We start from the raw sequence: 17,681 nt of genomic DNA, 5'->3' as shown, positions 1-17,681 counted from the left end.
GCGTGGAAGACTGGGGCGCATGAGTAACCAGCAGCCCTACCGCCAGGACCCGAACCGTGGCTACGGTCAGCAGTACGAGCCGACACGGCAGTACGCCCCGCAACAGTCGCGGCAGAACCAGGGCTACCAGCAGCAGTCTCAGTCGCCCCAGCCACCCCGGCAACAACCCGAGAACCTGCTGGCCGGACGCTTCGACACCAAGAAGGTCATCATCAACCTGGTGATCCTCGGTGTGCTCTGTGCGGTGATCTCCTTCGCCGTCCTCCTGGTGATCGACCTCATCGTCTCTGCCGTCACAGGCTGGGCCGCCCAGGGGCCGGGTGCCGCGGTGGTCTACGGGGCAATCGCCGGCATTGTCGGCGTTCTCGCCGGCCTGCTGTATATACCAGTGGTCGGCACCGGTAACGAGAATCTCTTCGGCGCCGCGATCCTCGCCCTGGCGATCGCCGCGGGCGTGGTGTATGTCCTGCTCGGTGGGCTGCTGGACGGAGACTGGAATACGCTGCTCACCCTCGGGGCGATCCTGTGCACCGCAGGTACGGCCTATGTGGCGCCGACGCGTATCGAGTCCGCCCGCGTGAGGTAGGGGCGTCGGGATCGTGCCGCGGACGTCAACTGTGGACGCTGAGATCGCCCGGGTGGTACAGGCCACCGGAGTGGCCTGGGACAGCATGGTCCGAGCCTTCGAGGCTGCCGGAGGCGCGGAGTCATCCCATGCAGACCTGGCGGCCGCGGTGCATCCACTGATGGTCGGCTCCGGAGTCGACAACCCGGGGTGGTGGGGGCAGGGGGCCACAGTGGCCTACGAGAAGCAGATCGGCCGTCGGGTCACCGGGCAGTCGAGTGCGGGGGACTTCCAGGTGGCGGCGTCACGCACGGTGGACGCGAAAACGACAGCAGGGTTGGCCGGGGACGATAGCCCGGCTGCGGTCCGCGACCGGGTCGGCGCGGTGATCACCGGCGATGCGACTGTGTGTCTGGTCGGGGAGCCACGTGTTTCTGACACACCGAAACGGTCATACTGGCGCTGCTCCCTCGAGGACGGAGCCTCGCTTGAGGTCGCGGTGGCGCCGAAGAATCAGACGCGGGTGACGGTAACGCTTACCGTCTCCGACATGGTGTCTGCCGAACAACGCGAGACGATGCGTGCAGTGCTGAAGGAGATCCTCGCCGGGCTGTGACGGGCGTGTACGATATTGCCCACACTGCATGATCAAGAAAGGCAAACCTTTGACGGGCACGATGCTGGATATTCCTCTGATCGATGTCGCGGAATGGCGCACCGCCCCCGTGGAACGCCGTGGAGAACTCGCTGAACGTCTGGACCGTGCCATGCAGGATTCCGGGTTCTTCATGGTCAGCGGGCACGGCATCGATGACACATGGTCCGCCGAGCTGCGTGCTGCGGCGGCGGAGTTCTTCCACCTGTCGGACGCCACCAAGGAGAAGTACCGGACCGTCGTCGGAGGACGCGGCTGGATACGCACCGGTGACGAAGCCAACGCCTACTACGGCGAGCAGGCCGACCCGGGTACGGCAGATCTCAAGGAGACACTCACCTTCGGTCGTGATCACCGTACCGGTGACAAGAGCATTGACGCCGCGTACTTCCGCCCCAACATGTACCCCGTTGAGGTTCCGTCGTTGGAAGCGCTGGTCACCCGCTGGGCAGAGGCAGCCCGTGAGCTCTACTGCGATCTGCTGGAAATGCTCGCCACCGCGCTCGGGCTGGACGAGCGCTACTTTGTCGACCGGGCGGAAAACTCGCCGCACACCTTCAACATCAACCGGTACCCGGCACTCTCGGTGGTCGGACGGGCCAAGCAGGGACAGTACCGGATAGCTCCGCACACGGACTGGGGGCTGGTGACGATCCTCGACCGTGAGCCCGGCTACGGCGGACTGCAGGTCCAGACCGCCGACGGAGAATGGCAGGACGCGCCCTATGTCGAGGGGGCATTGACGATCAATATCGCGGACCTGCTGGCACGATGGACCGGGGACCGGTGGCGTTCAACCCGGCACCGTGTCGTGGCACCGAGTGAGGATGCGCCGTCCGAGGAGCTGTACAGCATCATCGCGTTCATGGAGCCTGACATGACCCAGGTCGTTGAACCCCTCGCCCCTCCCGCCGGTGGGGGAGCGGACTACGCGCCGGTGCGGGCTGCGGAGTACTTCAGCGAGCGTAACGCGGCTGCGACCGTGAGAGCCCTTCCGTGACTTCCCCGATCGTGCCACACTGGCGGCATGAGTACTGCCGAGACCGTTGAGGTCGACGGACGTTCTGTGCGGGTCACACACCCGAACAAGGTGATGTACCCGTCAACCGGGACCACCAAACGCGACGTCATCGACTACCTGCTCACAGTCGCTCCATGGCTGGTGGGTCATGCGCATGACCGACCAGCCACTCGCAAGCGGTGGGTCGACGGGGTGGGGACCGCCGAACACCCGGGGCAGTTCTTCTTTGAGCGGAATCTGCGTCCGGGTAGTGCGCCGGACTGGGTGACAACGCGGCAGTTCGAGCACCAGACCCGACTGACCCGCTATCCGATGGTCAATGATGCGGCCACGCTCATCTGGCTCGCTCAGCTGGACGCGCTCGAGATCCACACGCCCCAGTGGCGTTACGGGCCGCGTGGCGGCATTCACGGCCCTGACCGGATGGTCTTCGACCTTGACCCTGGTGAGGGGGCAAGTCTGGCGCAGTGCGCGGACGTTGCACATCTCGTCCGGGAAGAACTCGATGCGCGCGACCTTATGTCAGTACCCGTGACTACGGGCAGCAGCGGGATCCATGTCTACGCGGAGGTGGCCTCAGGCCACCGCCCGTCCGTCGTCCGGGATATCGTCCATCGCATCGCTGACGATATCGCCGGGAAACACCCGGATCTCGTGGTGTCCAGGATGGCCAGGGAAGAGCGTCGGGGAAGAGTCCTGATTGACTGGAGTCAGAACGACGGGGTGAAAACCACGTGCGTACCCTATTCACTGCGCGGACGGGCGCGTCCGACGGTCGCAGCGCCCCGTACCTGGGATGAAATCGACAGTGGCGTTCGGCAACTCGGCTTCCGGCAGGTCGCCGACCGGCTGCTCAGCACCGGTGATCCGTTGGACGTCCTGCTGGGCCCCGGTGACGGCGGACCGTCCTTCGTCATCCAGGAACATGATGCATCGCACCTGCACTGGGACTTCCGCTTGGAGCATGACGGCGTGCTGGTGTCCTGGGCACTGCCGAAAGGGGTGCCCCGGGACTCCGGAACCAACCGGCTGGCGGTGCAGACCGAGGATCATCCGCTCAGCTACGGCGGATTCGAGGGCAGGATCGACGAAGGAAGCCCCGGTGCCGGCACCGTGGATATCTGGGACGCGGGGTCCTACAGCCTCGAGAAATGGCGGGACGACGAGATCGTCATGACCTTATACGGGCGACAGAATGGAGGACTCGGCGGGGAACCACAAAAGTTCTCCCTGATCCGGACACGGATGAATGACGACAGCAGAAACTGGTTGCTGCATCTGATGTCCACGAAGTGAGGTCCGGTGACCCCACCTGCCCCGTTACTGCTCGTCGAGATGGGCGTTCAGCCGTTCGACCTTTCCGCTGATTTCCCCGGTGTGCCCGGGACGCAGGTCCGCCTTCAGCACGAGCGACACCCGGGGGGAGTACTCGCCGACTGCGTCGCACGCACGCTTGACCACCGGCATCACCTCGTCCCACTCACCTTCGATCGTGGTGAACATTGACGTCGTCTCGTGGGGGAGACCCGACTCCCGAATGACGTCGACCGCCTTGGCCACGATGTGGGCCATGGAACCGTCCGGCTCCGGGGTCGTTGCCGGGGCAATGGAAAAAGCGAACAGCATACCGGTCAGCCTACATCCCCATCTTCTCTAGAGCTTTCCGCAGACGATCGACGGTGCCGTCGACGTCGGCGAGCTTGTCGAGACCGAACAGACCCAGACGGAACGTGGAGAAGTCCTCCGGCTCACCGCACTGCAGCGGTACCCCGCCGGCGACCTGCACTCCGGCCTCCTTGAACTTCGCACCGGACTTCATAGCAGGGTCGTCGGTGTAGGCGACGACAACACTGGGGGCGGCGAACTCTCCGCTGGAAATCGTGGTGATGCGGTGCTCGTCGAGCAGGGCGCGGACCTTGGCGCCGAGGTCGATCTGTGCCGCGCGCAGGTTCTCCAGGCCGAGCTCCCGGGCCTCGAGCATGAGTTCAGCGTTGTGTGCCAGGCCGTCGGTCGGCAGCGTGGCGTGGTAGGGGGTACGACCTTCGCCGTATTCATCGGTGATGAAGAGCCACTTCTTCAGGTCCACCGCGAAGCTGGAGGAGGTGGACTTGTTCACCGCGTCACGCCCTGCCTCGCTGAGCATAACGTAACCGGCGCAGGGGGTACCGCTCCAGCCCTTCTGCGGGGCGCTGACCAGGACATCGACGCCTGTGTCGGTCATGGAGACCCAGGAGGCCCCGGAGGCGACACAGTCGAGGACCACCAGCGCGCCGACCTCGTGGGCGGCCTCGGCCATGGTGGTGATGTAGCTGTCGGTGAGCTGGATGCCGGCGGCCGTTTCCACGTGCGGGGCAATGACCACCTCAGGACGCTCACGACGGATCGCGGCAGCGACGTCCTCGATCGGGGCAGGAACCCAGGTGGAGGTCGGCTCGTCGCTGGTCTGGCGTGCCTTGAGGACGGTGACGTCGTCGGTGATCCGGCCGGCCTCGATGATCTGCGACCACCGGAAGGAGAACAGTCCGTTGCGGACGATCAGTGTGCGCTTGTCGGTGACGAGCTGCCGGGCGACGGCTTCCATGGCGTAGCTGCCTCCGCCGGGGACGACGGCGACGGTGGCGGCGTCGTAGGTGCCGATCAGCACGTCGCGGATATCCTGCATGACCTTGGTGAACCGGGCCGACATGTGGTTGAGGGACCGGTCCGTGAAGACGACGGAGTACTCGAGCAGTCCATCGGGGTCGATATCATTGTGTGGGAGGTTCATGACCTTATTCTCCCACAGAGTGATCTCATTCTCAGCATGAGGGGTGACCGCGGTGCCGCGGTGATCTGACGTGTTCGAGCACGCCGAGATTCTCCATCATCAGTGCACGCTGCTTGTTCACGTCTTCGGCGACGAGCGTGCCACTCGACCGGTCCTGACCGATGATGCCGGCCGTGTATGCCACCCCGTTGTGAGTGGTCAAATGGGAGAATGGAGCCGCGGACTGGTGGAGTGTGGCGCTGAAGAAGTGGTCCATGGGGATGTATCCTAAATCAGAGGAAAGGCCTGTGCATCGGACATCGGACTGCGGCATGCTTGGTGGAATGACGATCTACCATATCGCTCATGTTTCTGACTGGACCGATGCTCTGCAAAAAGGGGAGTACCGGGTCTCGACGTCAGGACTGTCATTGGATGAGACCGGATTCATTCACGCGTCCACGAAAGAGCAGGTCGCGCCGACTGCCGAACGCTTCTACCGTGATGCGACCGCCCCTCTGTGTGTCCTGGTCATCGACGAGGAAGCTGTCCGACGTTCCGGGACGGAGGTCCGTGAGGAGCAGGGCGACGACGGACAGTGGTATCCGCATATTTACGGAGCACTGAATCCGGAGTGGATTGTTGACCTGCGTCCGGCCGCTTTGGGAGAGGACGGTCGGTTCGCCTGGTGAGTCCGTACTCCAGCCGCTGGTCACGACAGTCCCACTGCGCGTACGGTGGAGTGGTATGAAGGCGACTGATATCCTGCAAGATCTCACCGGGCGTGTGCGGGAAGCCGTGGGGGAGATTCCCCGGGATCTCCCGACGGAGGTCGTCAACGCACACCCGGCGGGGCACCCGAATTCGTTAGTCTGGCTGCTCTGGCACACCGGCAGGGAACTTGATGTGCAGTTGTCGGGACTTACGGCCGATGAAGAGGTCTGGACGTCCGAGGGATACGACAGTTCCTCCGGTGTTCAGGGCGCAGGCGAGTCGATGGGATTCGGACAGACACCCGCGCAGGCACAGGATGTGACTGCAGCCGAGGCAGGTCCTGTCACGGACTATGTGACTGCCGTCTGTGACGCAGTGGACGCCTATCTTTCGACGCTGGACGACGCGGATCTCGACGCGGTCATCGACGATGCCTGGGATCCGCCCGTCACCAGGGGTGTTCGTCTCATCAGTATCCTGCACGATGCCGTGATACACCTTGGTCAGGCTGCTTACGTGCTGGGGACTGACGCGGGGAGCAGCGCTCGAGGGTAGGCGCGTCGACAGTGCCCGACCGCTCTCATCTGATCTGCCGCACGCCCTAGTTGACTTCAGTATTAACGTATCGACTCTCCGTCGACTGAATTAACGTAGAAGTACTCATCGAAATCATCTTGATTGTCATCTCCAGATGAAGCATCGTAGTAACCTCCTCCGAGGGAAACATCATCGTCGATCGGTATTTCAACCTGTGCGGGGGACTTTAGAACGTCACTATCTGTTGAGTACGTCGTTCCCTCGGGGAAGACCATGCCAAACTGTGTTCCCTCATTCCTCTCGCCATAAACCCGTCCGCCATCGTTAGGATAGTGAAGCTTTCCCTCGAACAATGCTTCCTCTTCGCCAGTTTCGTCGTCATAGGAGTACGTGCTAAAGGTAACTTCTGCTCCGTCGCGTGGGTCTACTGGATCTTTTCCTTCGGTGCTACACGCGGAACAAAGGAAGAAGACGGTGAAAGTGGCAAAGAGTGTCTTCGGTGCAATTTTCATGGTGATGATTCCTCAACTGTTCGGATGGGGTCGTGACCGGTGGGCCTCGTAGTCACCCTTGTGCTGCCGGGAAGACGAGACTGGCGCCGGCGGTCAGATTTTCTTGACCGTACCGTCCAAGCTCGCGAGGACACGCGTCCTGTCAGGTCGGTTAGCTGGCAGTCGTCGGAAGGGCATGTGCCTGCCTCCGGAATGTGTTGTCTGCTAGTGACGCTATCTCAGGGCGACTGCGAGGGGAAGGGTAAATCCGTTCAAGGGAATGCGACCGTGTTTCAAGCCGGGGGCGAGGGCCCCGAACGACGCGGGAGGATTGTTGCTAGCTGTAGTTCCCCGTGAGGTTGTGAACACGTGCTGGGGGAGTCAGACCTCCGATCGCGGCGTGGGCTCGGTGAGATACGGTCTCGCGTAGGTCCACTCGTTCATCAGTGTGCGATTGAGCCGTTCGACCTTGCCGTTGGTCTGCGGCTGGTACGTCCTGGCAGCGTTCAGAGGCGCGGCGATGACTCCAGTCGTGGTCAATGACTAACGACACCAGTCGGGCCCTGCCGGTGGCGGTCAGGGGGTGCGTTACGGTGGGACGCGGAAGAGCTCCTGTGCGTTGTCGGTGCGTGGTTGCCCCACAACGGTTACCGGAGATCTTCCTTATGTGTCATCCTCTACGGTGTTCACAACCTCCCCGGGAAGTACACTTAGCTGATCCCGACTATGCCGGTGACGAGGTTGACGCCAGCACCGAGAATCACCATGCCGAAGACGAAAGAAATCAGGGCGTGCCGGAGCGCGATCTTCCGGATATCCCGGGACGTCACCGTCGAATCGGTGACACCGTAGGTCATTCCGACGGCGTAACTGAGGTAGATGAAGTCGACGAACGACGGTTTCTCTTCTGAACCGAAGTCCACACCGCCATCCTTCCCCGTATAGTAGTGGTACGCGTAATGCACGGCATAGGTCTGGTGTACGCACGCCCAGGCCCCGAATACGCCGACGAGCGTCATCACCGCCTCGACGATATAGCCATTCTGACCGCCAGCCGTGCCCAGATGAAGGGCGACCACGCTGACCATCGCAAGGAAAGAAACCAAGGCTACCAGCACCTCGTCGGCGATCGGTGCAAGGTCCTCGCGGGTCACATTGGCTTGAGTCTGTGACGCATCCATCGGCCAGAGAGTAGATGTCGACAGTACCAGGAAGACGACTTCACCTAGGGTGATGCCACCTAATAGTCCAAATGCCTGGCCCACGAAGTAACTGAATCCGAGGTAGCCCAGTCCGCCGATGATGATGGCGATGAGTACCTGGATTTTTGTGGTTCGCAGTAGGGGCATCGTCATGTGTCGGTCCCGCCGACGGCGCAGGCGGGTCGCCGTGTGTTCCGTTCCATATGTCTTCTCCTGGGTTGCGTATCGCGTAGTTTAGCAACCCCCTCTCCATCTGTCCGCCTATCACGGCCTCCAGATGGCCGTTTCCTGTTGGGGAAGCTGTACAATCGTGGGCAGTAGCCACGGACTGCCGCACGACGAAATGTCGGTTGCAGCGACTCGGTGCGACGACATGACAGGGTGACACCCCAGTTTGAACATAGAAGAGGACTTTCACCGTGCCTTCACAACAAGTATGTGCACTTCCCGCAAGAACATCGATGTTTCTCGTTTTTACCGTCCATGACGATAGCGCATCCCTGAGCGCAGTACGCAAGCTGCTTGCCGATTTTCCCGGTCTCACGCGATCGGTGTCTTTCCGGGCTCCGAGTGATGAGTTGATAGGTATTGTCGGTGTCGGTTCCCGCCTCTGGGATCAAGTTTTTCCCGACAGCAGGCCAACTTCCCTGCACCCGTTCGAAGAGATTCGCGGCGACCAGTACACCGCGGTTTCCACTCCGGGTGATCTACTCTTCCATCTGCGTGCAGACCACATTGACCTGTGTTTCGAACTGGCTGCACATCTCAGTAGCAGGTTAGACGGCCACGCAGAAGTCGTTGACGAGGTACACGGTTTCAAATATTTTGATGAACGTGATTTGCTGGGATTCGTCGATGGGACAGAGAATCCGGAAGGCGACGACGCGCGTAAGGCTGTCACAGTCGGTGCTGAGGATCCTGACTTCCTCGGCGGGAGTTATGTTATCGTCCAGAAGTATCTCCATGACATGACAGCATGGAACAGTTTGTCAACTGAGGGGCAAGAACGTGTTATCGGGCGGACAAAGGTAGATAATATCGAAATGTCCGATGATGTTAAACCCTCTAACTCTCATATTGCGCTGAATGACATCAGCGATGATGACGGAAATGACCTCAGCATACTCCGGGAAAACATGCCCTTCGGTTCCATTGGAGACCGAGATTTCGGCACCTACTTCATTGGCTACGCCAAAGATCCCGGGATTACTGAACAGATGTTGCGCAACATGTTCCTTGGGAATCCCATCGGTAACTACGACCGTATCCTCGACTTCTCCGCGGCAACCACCGGAAGTTTGTACTTCGTTCCTTCTGTGGAATTCCTATCGTCACTCTGATATTCGCCTTGCGGCGAAATCATGATTGGTCAGGTTTTGGACCTCGTTCGTGGTTTTGTGGGACCTGATCGACAACGTTCCACGGCTCGGTCTCCGCGTCAGGATGATCTGGAGGTGTTCACAGGCGGGGATGGAAGAGAGGAGGGAGGTGGCAATCCACCGCCGGATACCGATGAGGGTGGCGTTAGCGGGGCGTGCCGTAGGAGAAGCTCGGAGCATAAGACCGCATGTTAGACAGCTCCTCGTGAACGGGTACGCCGTGTCGTCGTTTGTGTGGAGTTCTAGGCGGCAGGGGATTGCGACTGTCGGTATTATCGGGCGGTCTCTTCCTTTTGAGGCCACTGAACACGGTCTATTCCCAATTGCGGATCGCCGAAGTGTCATAATGTATATTATCGGCGGAATAGGGTTTGTGGTCGACGGGGTGGGAGCCCGGCCCGTACCTGTGGTACATCTCGTCAGGTGCCAGTTGCGCCGCACGTCGATGTCCTGAGACTCCCGCTCTGCCGCCTCTTGCCTTCGGGTTGGGGTTGTCATCGGGAGCCTGATCGTCTGCGTGGTTCCGGCTAGGGCGTCCGCGCCTGGCTTTCGTTACCGGACGGGTAAAGGGTGCCGTCCTGAGGTAGGACGTGAAGCCCGCGGGTGCGACGTCGCTTCATGGCTTCATGGCAGCGTCTGTCTCCGTGCCGAGCGCTTGCGGCAGGTAACTCTCGTTACGTCACTGTGACGTAACGAGGGTTACTCCTTTTCCCCGTGCTCCGCAGGCTTACAACATGCTTGAGAGGATTACCTGGGCGATGCTGAAGTAGATGACAAGGCCGGTCGCGTCCACCAGGGTCGAGACCACCGGTGTCGAGAACACAGCTGGGTCCACGCCGATCTTTCGGGCGACTAGCGGGAGTACGCCACCGACGATGCATGCCCACGTGCAGATGCCCACAATCGTCAGAGCCATCACCGCTCCGATCCGCCATTCATAGAACAGCGTGATGAACGGGAAAATCAATGCGCCGAGGAAGACGCCCAGTATGAATCCGACGCGAACTTCTCGCCAGATCACCCTCCAGATGTCGCGCGGCCGGACCTCGTCAACGGCAAGCGCGCGAACCACCGACGACGCGGCCTGTGATCCTGCGTTGCCGCCCGTGCCGGTGATCATCGGCACGAAGGTCGCCAGGACAACCACCTTCGCCAAGGTGTCTTCGAAGAAGGACATGACGTTGACCGTCAGCACGGCCGTCAGGATCAGTACCAGGAGCCAGACGCCGCGTTTGCGGGCCAGGTGGAAGACCGTCGCCGTCAGGTACGGCTGCTTCAGCGGCTCGGAGCCACCGGAGCGATAAACATCCTCGGTAACCTCCAGTTCGAGAATCTCCATGGCGTCATCGACGGTGATCATGCCGAGGAAACGACCCTCATCGTCGACGACCGGCAATGCGAGCAGGTCGGCTTCCTGAACGAGCCGTGCAGCGATCTCCTGGTCCTCGGTGGCATTGACGGCATGGGTCTCGACGTTCATCAGCTCGGAAACCGGGGTGCCGTCGGCGGCGGTCACCAACGAGGCGAGATTTACGACGCCGACGAGCTGCCGCGTGGAATCCGTGACAGCGAGAACCGCTATATCGCGGTTCCTCAGTTCGCGGCCACGCAGCTTCTTCAGTGCCTGTTCCCTGCTGTTTCCCACGTCGATAACCGTAGATACCGGAGTCATCATGCGTCCGGCTGACTCGTCCGGGTAGCCCAGCAACTCCGCAGTGATTTTACGGCGGTCTTCGGGGAGGTCTGTCATCATGCGTGCGGCAACAGCCGCAGGCATTTCCCCAAGCAGTTGTGCACGGTCATCGTCGGGCAAGTTGAGCAACAGGTCCGCGAAACGCGTATCCCGCAATCCCGTCATCAGCTCGGCCTGGTGGACGACGTCCAGATACTCGAATACCTGGATCGCACGGTCTTTGTCGAGAAGTCGGAAGATCACCGCTTGCTCGTCGGTGCTCCGTCGTGACATCTCATCGGCGATGGCGACCGTCGTCATCGCCTTGAGCTCGGCCTGTAAGGTGGCCACTTCCTGGCGCTCCAGAAGGCTAGTGATGTCGTGTCCCATGGGACCTCCTGAAGTCTATGAATCTCCTGATGCTACGTACGGTACCGGTCGTCTCTGTACAGCTTCAGGAGCTGCCACACCGTGACACCGAGGAATGCCACGCAGACAGCGGCAAAAATATATGCCAGCGTACCGCCGGTGAACAGCATGAATCCCGTGGCTGCGACGAGGGCGACGAGCCGGATCCACCGGGTGAAGACCATGACGTCTCTGTCCATGTTGTTGTCCTCTCAGGAGGTCAGCTCTGTAGCCCGAAGACCAGCAGCAGGTCAACGGTGCCTTCTTCGGCGATCTGCGAGGCGACGAACTCCGGAGTGACAATTCCGAATGCTTCTCGTTCCACTGGCACCTGGCCTTGCACGATCACGTTCTCCCCTGTCCTGAGAACAGTCAGTTCAGCGGTGACATCATTGGTCTTGCCGTGCATGGTGAGTTCGCCATTGATGGTTACCGTGTCAACACTACCGTCCTCGGGAAGGGACGACAGATCCACGGGGTCGGAGATTGTGAACGTCGCTTCAGGGTACTGATCTGTGTGCAGGATGTTGTCGCGGACGTGGATGTCACGTTTCTCGATGTCAGACTCGATGCTGGCAACGTCGACCGTCACCTTGCCCTCCTCCAGGACGTCGTTCGCCACCACGAGGTCACCGCTGACCTCTGAGGTCCTGCCGGATGTGGACTTCTCCTGGCCAGGCAGCACCTCATCGAAAGTGTACCCGGCCTCGGTGGAGTTCTCCCCTGCTCCGCTTACGACATCCCAATGCCCGTCCAAGCCCACGGTGGCTGGTTCGCCACTTCCGTCGGCAATGGATGCGGTCTGTAGTCCCTCACTGGTGAGAAGCCTGTACACCGGCGGGCCGACAATGGCGATGGCCAGTGCGACGACTGTGACAACGACCAGCGTGACGATACCTTTCCGCATGTCTGTCCATGCTAGCCGCCCCTGCCCGTGAACCCTATTCGCTTCTCCCCCGGACCCCCTCCGCGTCCCTGGCGAGGGTGACGAGTTCCTGACAAAGCTCCATGACGCTGTCGGACGGTTCGCCGTCGGCGACGGCTGCCCGAATATCTTCCGCTGCACAGCGGACCTCAAAGAGACGGTCAGTGAGTTCTTCTGCGGCGGTTCTGGAGAGGATGACCGAGTCTGCAGGAATCGTGGTGTCCTTGAGGGACTGACGTTGCTCGTAGGCGCGCTGACGACAGGACTGACTGCAGTAGCGACGCCGTCGTCCGGGGCCCTCCTGCGCGATTTCGCGGCTGCACCATGCACACCGGTGAGGAGTCGTCCGCTGTGCGTCAGTGGCGTGGTCGGTCATGTCGTCCATCATTGCACTTCTGCGGTAGAGTGTTGTGGTTGAGCATTGTGGTGTCGCCCGGGAATTATTCGGGCGTCTCGTCCGTTGTATCGGACGAATGACCCACCACGTCCGCATGATGAGAAGGGTGATGCACCGATGGCAGATCGTGTACTGCGTGGCAGCCGAATGGGAGCGGTGTCCTATGAGACAGACCGTGACCACGACCTGGCCCCCCGCCAGATGACCAAATACCAGACTGAATCCGGTGAGATCTTCGAGGTCGCTTTCGCCAATGACGCAGAGATCCCCAGCGAGTGGATGTGCAAGAACGGTCAGCTCGGCCAGCTCATCGAGGGTGTCGGTCAGGACGCGAAGCCGCAGAAGCCGGCCCGTACCCACTGGGATATGCTTCGTGAGCGCCGTTCCCTCGAAGAGCTCGATGTGCTCCTCGAGGAGCGCATCGAACTGTTGCGTAAGCGTCGTCGTACGGCGATGAAGCTCATGAAGGAGCAGGCCGCGAACTCTTGAGTTCTGCGATGATGGCCTGGTAGAAGCCCTCCGGTGGTGTCGGAGGGCTTTCATTTTCGTTTCTTGTTTTTCGATCATATGTTCGGTTTATCCTCGGTCGAATCATTCTGTGTCCTCCCCTATCGGTAGTGTGTTCGACATGGATGACTCATCGTCACTGCCTGCTCCCCCGCCTCCCGAGCACGCCCCTCCACAGGCCAGGCCGGGACACCCTGATCTCGTGTTCGTTTCCGGAATCCTCATTGACTGGGGTGAACTGTACGAACCTTCGTTCAGGTTCCGACGGTGGTCGATCGAGACATCGACGGACACCGCTGCTGTCGCCGTCAGAAAGATGAACCGTGCCATGATCGAGATCGCTGTCCAGTGCGCTCCGCACGGCACCGCCGATGTTGTGGCCCATCATGCGCGACTTCAGGCCAGGCTGTCGCTGACGCGGAGCCGGGCTGAAACCTACACGGATATCGGGCTGCTGTGCGCCCGCATGCCGCGGCTCAAAGCCCACCTGCTGCGGGGGATGCTGAGCTTCGATCATCTTCGGTTACTCGCTCGCAGCGCGGACGGTATCCGACCTGACGACACCGACGCAGCGGAGAAAGCCTTGATCACAGTCCTCACTCCCCGACGGGACAGGCAGGTGATACCGGGGCCGCGTGCCATGGTGAAGAAGATTCTCAAGGCAGTGCACGGGATCGATGAGCTCGCGCGCCCCGTCGACCGCACGGATCCTGAACCACCACCCGTACGTTGCGCTGAGGTGATCGGGACGACGGAGCCGGTCCGGACGACCGATACCGTCGAGCCGCCCGCCGGTATTGATCCCCGTAACTGTGGCACACTGACCCGCCGGGTGGGTGTTGACACCTATGATCCCTGTGCCACCGTGATCACTGCGACGCTCCCACCTGAAGAAGCTGAAGAACTGGTCGCCGTTCTCGATGCGGTCTGCCGTGAAATGTCCTGCTCACGCGCCGACGGTCTGCTTCACCTGGTCCGCGGCACCGCTGACATCAGAGTGACCCTGAACATCTACCGCGAGATCACCAGTGACGTCGTGGCGACCTCGGGTGGCCACTGGCTTGATGCGATGGCGACCGACGCATTCATGGACCGCGTCACCCACCTCCGGATTCCCGGCCACGAGGGCACCGACGCCTACACTCCCACCAAGAAAATGGTGGAGTTCCTCGAGGGGGTGTACACCAGCTGTACTTTCCCTGGGTGTGAGGTTCCTGCGGCGAAGTGTGACATCGATCATGTACGCCGCTTCGACCATGCCGACCCGGACTCCGGCGGCCCGACCGACACGAGGAACCTCCAGCCTCTGTGCCGCACCCACCATCTCCTCAAGACGCTCGGTTGGGTGGATGCGACGAAAGCCGACGACGGTGCGGTGATGTGGTCCAGCGTCGATGACGGGCACGCCTACGTCACTGAACCGACCGGTCCTCTCGCAGGATTCGCCAGAACGAGTTTTGCCACCCGGGCAACCAGACGCTACCGGACGGTCCGGGAGCACAACGAGCGACGGTTGGCAGAACGTGAAGCCCAGAAGGCGGTACTCGCCGCAGCACGCAGAGCACGTGCGGAAGAGGTGCCGTTCTAACGTCCGATTTTCTGCCGGACCGAATCCCTCCCCAGCCGCCAGAATGCCCCGGCAAGTGTGCTGACCTGGGCAGCACGGTGGCGGATGCCCCATGCCGTGACCACCATCAGGCTGTCCTTGACGAAACTACCGGCTAACTTGGACTCGCCGATCTCGCGCTCGGTGAAGGTGATCGGCACTTCGTCCACGGCGAAACCGCCCTCGACCGCGCGGAACGCCAGATCGACCTGGAAGATGTACCCCGCGTTCGACAACTCATCGAGGTCCAGGGACTCCACCAGTGACCGACGGTACGCACGGTAGCCGGCGGTCATGTCGGAAAGGCCACCGCCCAACGCGATGGAGATGTAGATATTCCCCGCCTTCGACAGGAACCACCGGTTCCACGGCCAGTTGACGACCTTGCCACCGGGTACATAACGCGACCCGATGACCAGGTCCGAACCGCCGTCAATCTGGCTCAGAAGCCGGTCGAGCTGCTCAGGGGCATGGGAACCGTCGGCGTCCATCTCACACAGGACCTGGTAATCGCGGTCAAGGCCCCATCGGAAACCCGCGACATAGGCACCGCAGAGCCCGCCCTTCCCCTTACGGTGGAGCACATTAATGTGTCCATCGGCGGCGGCCAGTTCGTCGGCGAGCTGCCCGGTACCGTCCGGGCTGTTGTCGTCGACGATGAGGATATCCACGCGCTCGGGCTCAGCCGCGCGGAGGCGACCCACGATGAGCGGAAGATTCTCCAACTCCTCGTACGTCGGGATGATGACCAGGGTGCGGTCACTGGGGTGTGTCGAATGTCCCGTAGCCAACCTCTGCCTACCTCTTCTTCTGCCGGAAACCTGCATAAAGCACGAATACGGCGCCGACGGCGGAGAGGATCCACTCCCCGACGGGGCCGATGCGTGCTGACAACGTCTCAGTATCGCGCACCGGAACGTCCTCCTGCAAAAGACCAGCGCGGAAAATTTCTGTCCGGTCCGTCACAGCACCGCCCGGTGACACGATCGCTGAGACCCCCGACGTCGCCGCGACGACCACGGACCGGTCGTATTCGATCGCCCGCATCCGGCTGATCGCCAACTGCTGGAACGTCATGTCGGTAAACCCGAACGTCGCGTTGTTCGTCGGGCTGGCGAATATCGTGGCGCCGGCGCGCGTAGCGTCACGGAAAGCACCGTCGAAGCTGACCTCGTAGCAGGTCGCCACACCGACGGGTACGCCGTCCATGTCCACCACGCCGTCCCCGTCGCCGGCCTTGAAGTTCCCGGCCATGTCCACATACGGGCTGACATGACGCAGCAGATCACGGTAGGGCATGTACTCGCCGAACGGCTGCAGGAACTTTTTCACGTGCTGGTCGCCGGGGCCTGTCTCCGGATCCCACACGACCGCTGTGTTCCTGGAACCTTCCTCGTCGCGGGTAATGGTCCCCACCAGTAAGGGAGCTCCGACAGCCTCGGCAGCAGCGCTGATTTGCTGAGCAGCACTCTCATTGACGAAGGGATTGATGTCCGAGGCGTTCTCCGGCCAGATCACCAGGTCCGGGCGTGGTCGTTCACCACTGTCGATCTCCTCGGCAAGTTTGAACGTCTGTGCGAGGTGGTTGTTCAGGACGGCGCTGCGTTGGGAGTTGAAGTCCAGGCCGAGTCGTGGCACGTTGCCCTGCACTGCGACGACGTTGAGCGTCTCGTCGACCTCACCGCCCCACGACGTCGGCACGGCACCCAGGACAAGTCCCCCACCGACAGCCACTGCCACGGTAGAGACGGTGGTGATGTAGCGGCGACGCACCAGCAGCGCCAACGCCACGCCGGTAACCACCACGGCGAAGGTGACCAGAGCAGGGCCTGCCACCGTCGACCACTCGGCCAACGGGCCGGTGATCTGGCCCCACGCGACCCGGGCCCACCCGAAGCCGCCGAACGGCCACGAAGACCGAAGCCACTCAGTGGCGACGAACCATGCGGGGAGCATCACCAGCAGCAGCACTGCGCGTCCGCGCCGCGCGCGGCTTCCGTGGCCTCCTCCGAGCCAGGTCCGTGCCATGACGCAGATCAGTCCCAGACCCAGCCCGAAGAGCAGGCTGTAGAGGGACTCGAGGAGGGACAGCCCGATCCAGGCGATCGCGCCGACGTACTCGCCGACCCAGGGCAACAGGAACAGGAAACACACCAGGCCCTGGACCCAACTGAGCCACATCGCCCACCGGCGGATGCTGCGGGGCCCGGTGGCGTCCGTCGGGGCGCCTGCCACTGCACGATCCACCGCAATGAAGAAGAGGGCGAACCCCAGGGGGGCTGCCCACCACAGACCGGTGGGCTGGTAAGAGGCGAACTGAGCCACCCCGGCGACCGCTGCAGCGGCCGTCAGCAGGAGAAAACGGATCACGCCCTGTCGTCCCGCTCTTCCCGGTCGTCGAATTCGTCGGCCCGGTGGTCGATGACCTCACCCCACCCGTCGACGTCCTTCGTCTGCGGCATGCTGACGCCGGAGACCGTCGTGAAGGATGCACCGCCGAAGCTGGTGATCCTGCGGCGCAGCGCACCGCCCAGACCGCGACGTACCAGCGAGCGGGTCGGTGGCAGGAGCAGGACGATGCCGAGGACGGCGGTGACCAGACCGGGTAGGGCGACGAGGACGGCACCGACCGCGCTCAGCGCGGCGTCGGCGGTCAGTCGTCCAGGGTGCGCCCGGTCGGTCATCGACCGGCGGACGAGTTCGCGGAACTGCCACCCGGCGAGCATCATGCCGCCGATGAACGTCGCCAGGACCAGCAGAATGGTCCAACCGAACCCGATCCAGCTTCCCACCAGGAAGAATACGAGGATCTCAGCGACAACGTAGAACAGAGGCAGCAGTCTGGGCATACTCCCC

Annotated in this window: 21 protein-coding genes and 1 pseudogene; 9 read left to right on the top strand and 13 right to left on the bottom strand. The window is 61.9% G+C overall.

Translation table 11 applies throughout. The features are described 5' to 3' along the window. Window positions 1-19 precede the first annotated feature (19 nt). Genes CGLY_RS08940 through ligD form a run of 4 tightly spaced genes read left to right on the top strand, consistent with a single transcriptional unit; the run spans window position 20 to window position 3,537 of the window. Entirely contained in the window at window positions 20-586 is a 567-nt protein-coding gene (locus CGLY_RS08940) for a hypothetical protein (RefSeq protein WP_038548700.1), read from the top strand. Window positions 587-599: 13 nt separating this feature from the next. Then, window positions 600-1,181 (top strand): hypothetical protein, encoded by a 582-nt coding sequence (locus tag CGLY_RS08935; RefSeq protein ID WP_144313660.1) that lies wholly within the window; start codon window positions 600-602, stop codon window positions 1,179-1,181. Between the two features lie 28 nt (window positions 1,182-1,209). Continuing rightward, on the top strand, window positions 1,210-2,220 hold the full coding sequence (locus CGLY_RS08930) for an isopenicillin N synthase family dioxygenase (RefSeq protein ID WP_227590227.1): 1,011 nt from the start codon (window positions 1,210-1,212) through the stop codon (window positions 2,218-2,220). Window positions 2,221-2,247: 27 nt separating this feature from the next. Further along, entirely contained in the window at window positions 2,248-3,537 is a 1,290-nt protein-coding gene (gene ligD / locus CGLY_RS08925) for a non-homologous end-joining DNA ligase (RefSeq protein ID WP_038548694.1), read from the top strand. A 24-nt stretch (window positions 3,538-3,561) separates the two neighbouring features. On the opposite strand, the gene CGLY_RS08920 is transcribed toward ligD, so the two are convergent. Genes CGLY_RS08920 through CGLY_RS08910 form a run of 3 tightly spaced genes read right to left on the bottom strand, consistent with a single transcriptional unit; the run spans window position 3,562 to window position 5,264 of the window. After that, the gene (locus CGLY_RS08920) at window positions 3,562-3,867 is read right to left on the bottom strand and encodes a thiamine-binding protein (RefSeq protein WP_038548691.1); all 306 of its coding nucleotides are present in this window, start codon (window positions 3,865-3,867) and stop codon (window positions 3,562-3,564) included. Between the two features lie 10 nt (window positions 3,868-3,877). After that, window positions 3,878-5,008: an aminotransferase class V-fold PLP-dependent enzyme gene (locus CGLY_RS08915; protein ID WP_038548688.1), complete on the bottom strand. Its 1,131-nt coding sequence runs from the start codon at window positions 5,006-5,008 to the stop codon at window positions 3,878-3,880. 31 nt (window positions 5,009-5,039) lie between these two features. After that, window positions 5,040-5,264, bottom strand: coding sequence for a Rid family hydrolase (locus tag CGLY_RS08910; RefSeq protein ID WP_038548685.1), 225 nt, complete (start codon window positions 5,262-5,264; stop codon window positions 5,040-5,042). 67 nt (window positions 5,265-5,331) lie between these two features. On the opposite strand from CGLY_RS08910, the gene CGLY_RS08905 reads away from it, so the two are divergent. Further along, a complete protein-coding gene (locus CGLY_RS08905) occupies window positions 5,332-5,679 on the top strand; it encodes a DUF952 domain-containing protein (protein WP_038552229.1) in 348 nt (115 codons plus the stop codon). Between the two features lie 55 nt (window positions 5,680-5,734). After that, a complete protein-coding gene (locus CGLY_RS08900; protein WP_038548682.1) occupies window positions 5,735-6,256 on the top strand; it encodes a mycothiol transferase in 522 nt (173 codons plus the stop codon). A gap of 62 nt (window positions 6,257-6,318) precedes the next feature. On the opposite strand, the gene CGLY_RS17385 is transcribed toward CGLY_RS08900, so the two are convergent. The 3 genes and pseudogenes from CGLY_RS17385 to CGLY_RS08895 all read right to left on the bottom strand — a co-directional run bounded on the left by CGLY_RS17385 (window position 6,319) and on the right by CGLY_RS08895 (window position 8,084). Continuing rightward, window positions 6,319-6,750, bottom strand: a complete 432-nt coding sequence (locus CGLY_RS17385) for a hypothetical protein (RefSeq protein ID WP_144313659.1) — start codon at window positions 6,748-6,750, stop codon at window positions 6,319-6,321. Between the two features lie 316 nt (window positions 6,751-7,066). Further along, window positions 7,067-7,227, bottom strand: a pseudogene (locus CGLY_RS17380) (IS481 family transposase); the annotation flags it as partial. Between the two features lie 212 nt (window positions 7,228-7,439). Next, on the bottom strand, window positions 7,440-8,084 hold the full coding sequence (locus tag CGLY_RS08895; protein ID WP_052539950.1) for a DUF1345 domain-containing protein: 645 nt from the start codon (window positions 8,082-8,084) through the stop codon (window positions 7,440-7,442). Between the two features lie 266 nt (window positions 8,085-8,350). Between CGLY_RS08895 and CGLY_RS08890 the strand changes: the two genes are divergently transcribed. Then, window positions 8,351-9,271 carry a Dyp-type peroxidase gene (locus tag CGLY_RS08890; protein ID WP_038548679.1) on the top strand — a complete coding sequence of 307 codons (921 nt, stop codon included), beginning with the start codon at window positions 8,351-8,353 and terminating at the stop codon, window positions 9,269-9,271. A 766-nt stretch (window positions 9,272-10,037) separates the two neighbouring features. Here the strand turns inward: CGLY_RS08890 and mgtE are convergent. From mgtE to CGLY_RS08870, 4 genes are read right to left on the bottom strand one after another with little or no spacing between them, the layout of a single operon-like run. After that, window positions 10,038-11,372: a magnesium transporter gene (mgtE, locus tag CGLY_RS08885; RefSeq protein WP_038548676.1), complete on the bottom strand. Its 1,335-nt coding sequence runs from the start codon at window positions 11,370-11,372 to the stop codon at window positions 10,038-10,040. A gap of 32 nt (window positions 11,373-11,404) precedes the next feature. After that, entirely contained in the window at window positions 11,405-11,590 is a 186-nt protein-coding gene (locus CGLY_RS08880; protein WP_038548673.1) for a hypothetical protein, read from the bottom strand. Window positions 11,591-11,610: 20 nt separating this feature from the next. Then, the gene (locus CGLY_RS08875; protein ID WP_038548670.1) at window positions 11,611-12,297 is read right to left on the bottom strand and encodes a YceI family protein; all 687 of its coding nucleotides are present in this window, start codon (window positions 12,295-12,297) and stop codon (window positions 11,611-11,613) included. Between the two features lie 34 nt (window positions 12,298-12,331). Further along, window positions 12,332-12,691: a hypothetical protein gene (locus CGLY_RS08870; protein ID WP_038552222.1), complete on the bottom strand. Its 360-nt coding sequence runs from the start codon at window positions 12,689-12,691 to the stop codon at window positions 12,332-12,334. 138 nt (window positions 12,692-12,829) lie between these two features. On the opposite strand from CGLY_RS08870, the gene CGLY_RS08865 reads away from it, so the two are divergent. Continuing rightward, window positions 12,830-13,201: an RNA polymerase-binding protein RbpA gene (locus CGLY_RS08865; RefSeq protein ID WP_038548667.1), complete on the top strand. Its 372-nt coding sequence runs from the start codon at window positions 12,830-12,832 to the stop codon at window positions 13,199-13,201. Window positions 13,202-13,340: 139 nt separating this feature from the next. Next, window positions 13,341-14,807, top strand: coding sequence for an HNH endonuclease signature motif containing protein (locus CGLY_RS08860; RefSeq protein ID WP_144313658.1), 1,467 nt, complete (start codon window positions 13,341-13,343; stop codon window positions 14,805-14,807). Here the strand turns inward: CGLY_RS08860 and CGLY_RS08855 are convergent. Genes CGLY_RS08855 through CGLY_RS08845 form a run of 3 tightly spaced genes read right to left on the bottom strand, consistent with a single transcriptional unit; the run spans window position 14,804 to window position 17,674 of the window. Beyond that, the gene (locus CGLY_RS08855) at window positions 14,804-15,616 is read right to left on the bottom strand and encodes a polyprenol monophosphomannose synthase (RefSeq protein WP_038548664.1); all 813 of its coding nucleotides are present in this window, start codon (window positions 15,614-15,616) and stop codon (window positions 14,804-14,806) included. The two genes, CGLY_RS08860 and CGLY_RS08855, sit on opposite strands and share 4 nt — an antisense overlap. Window positions 15,617-15,623: 7 nt before the next feature. After that, window positions 15,624-17,195 (bottom strand): apolipoprotein N-acyltransferase, encoded by a 1,572-nt coding sequence (lnt, locus tag CGLY_RS08850; RefSeq protein WP_052539946.1) that lies wholly within the window; start codon window positions 17,193-17,195, stop codon window positions 15,624-15,626. Then, a complete protein-coding gene (locus CGLY_RS08845) occupies window positions 17,192-17,674 on the bottom strand; it encodes an FxsA family protein (protein WP_038548661.1) in 483 nt (160 codons plus the stop codon). The genes lnt and CGLY_RS08845 overlap by 4 nt, the downstream gene beginning before the upstream one ends. Window positions 17,675-17,681: the final 7 nt, after the last annotated feature.

Source organism: Corynebacterium glyciniphilum AJ 3170, assembly GCF_000626675.1.
GTDB classification, from domain to species: domain Bacteria; phylum Actinomycetota; class Actinomycetes; order Mycobacteriales; family Mycobacteriaceae; genus Corynebacterium; species Corynebacterium glyciniphilum.
Note: the sequence above shows the minus strand (reverse complement) of the source record. Positions and strands in the feature narration are given on the sequence as shown.

Coding starts and splice junctions, on each gene's coding strand:
- CGLY_RS08940 (WP_038548700.1), top strand. CDS start 20: ATGAGTAACCAGCAGCCCTACCGCCAGGACCCGAACCGTGGCTACGGT.
- CGLY_RS08930 (WP_227590227.1), top strand. CDS start 1,210: ATGATCAAGAAAGGCAAACCTTTGACGGGCACGATGCTGGATATTCCT.
- ligD (WP_038548694.1), top strand. CDS start 2,248: ATGAGTACTGCCGAGACCGTTGAGGTCGACGGACGTTCTGTGCGGGTC.
- CGLY_RS08920 (WP_038548691.1), bottom strand. CDS start 3,867: ATGCTGTTCGCTTTTTCCATTGCCCCGGCAACGACCCCGGAGCCGGAC.
- CGLY_RS08915 (WP_038548688.1), bottom strand. CDS start 5,008: ATGAACCTCCCACACAATGATATCGACCCCGATGGACTGCTCGAGTAC.
- CGLY_RS08910 (WP_038548685.1), bottom strand. CDS start 5,264: ATGGACCACTTCTTCAGCGCCACACTCCACCAGTCCGCGGCTCCATTC.
- CGLY_RS08905 (WP_038552229.1), top strand. CDS start 5,332: ATGACGATCTACCATATCGCTCATGTTTCTGACTGGACCGATGCTCTG.
- CGLY_RS08900 (WP_038548682.1), top strand. CDS start 5,735: ATGAAGGCGACTGATATCCTGCAAGATCTCACCGGGCGTGTGCGGGAA.
- CGLY_RS17385 (WP_144313659.1), bottom strand. CDS start 6,750: ATGAAAATTGCACCGAAGACACTCTTTGCCACTTTCACCGTCTTCTTC.
- CGLY_RS08895 (WP_052539950.1), bottom strand. CDS start 8,084: ATGACGATGCCCCTACTGCGAACCACAAAAATCCAGGTACTCATCGCC.
- mgtE (WP_038548676.1), bottom strand. CDS start 11,372: ATGGGACACGACATCACTAGCCTTCTGGAGCGCCAGGAAGTGGCCACC.
- CGLY_RS08880 (WP_038548673.1), bottom strand. CDS start 11,590: ATGGACAGAGACGTCATGGTCTTCACCCGGTGGATCCGGCTCGTCGCC.
- CGLY_RS08875 (WP_038548670.1), bottom strand. CDS start 12,297: ATGCGGAAAGGTATCGTCACGCTGGTCGTTGTCACAGTCGTCGCACTG.
- CGLY_RS08870 (WP_038552222.1), bottom strand. CDS start 12,691: ATGACCGACCACGCCACTGACGCACAGCGGACGACTCCTCACCGGTGT.
- CGLY_RS08865 (WP_038548667.1), top strand. CDS start 12,830: ATGGCAGATCGTGTACTGCGTGGCAGCCGAATGGGAGCGGTGTCCTAT.
- CGLY_RS08860 (WP_144313658.1), top strand. CDS start 13,341: ATGGATGACTCATCGTCACTGCCTGCTCCCCCGCCTCCCGAGCACGCC.
- CGLY_RS08845 (WP_038548661.1), bottom strand. CDS start 17,674: ATGCCCAGACTGCTGCCTCTGTTCTACGTTGTCGCTGAGATCCTCGTA.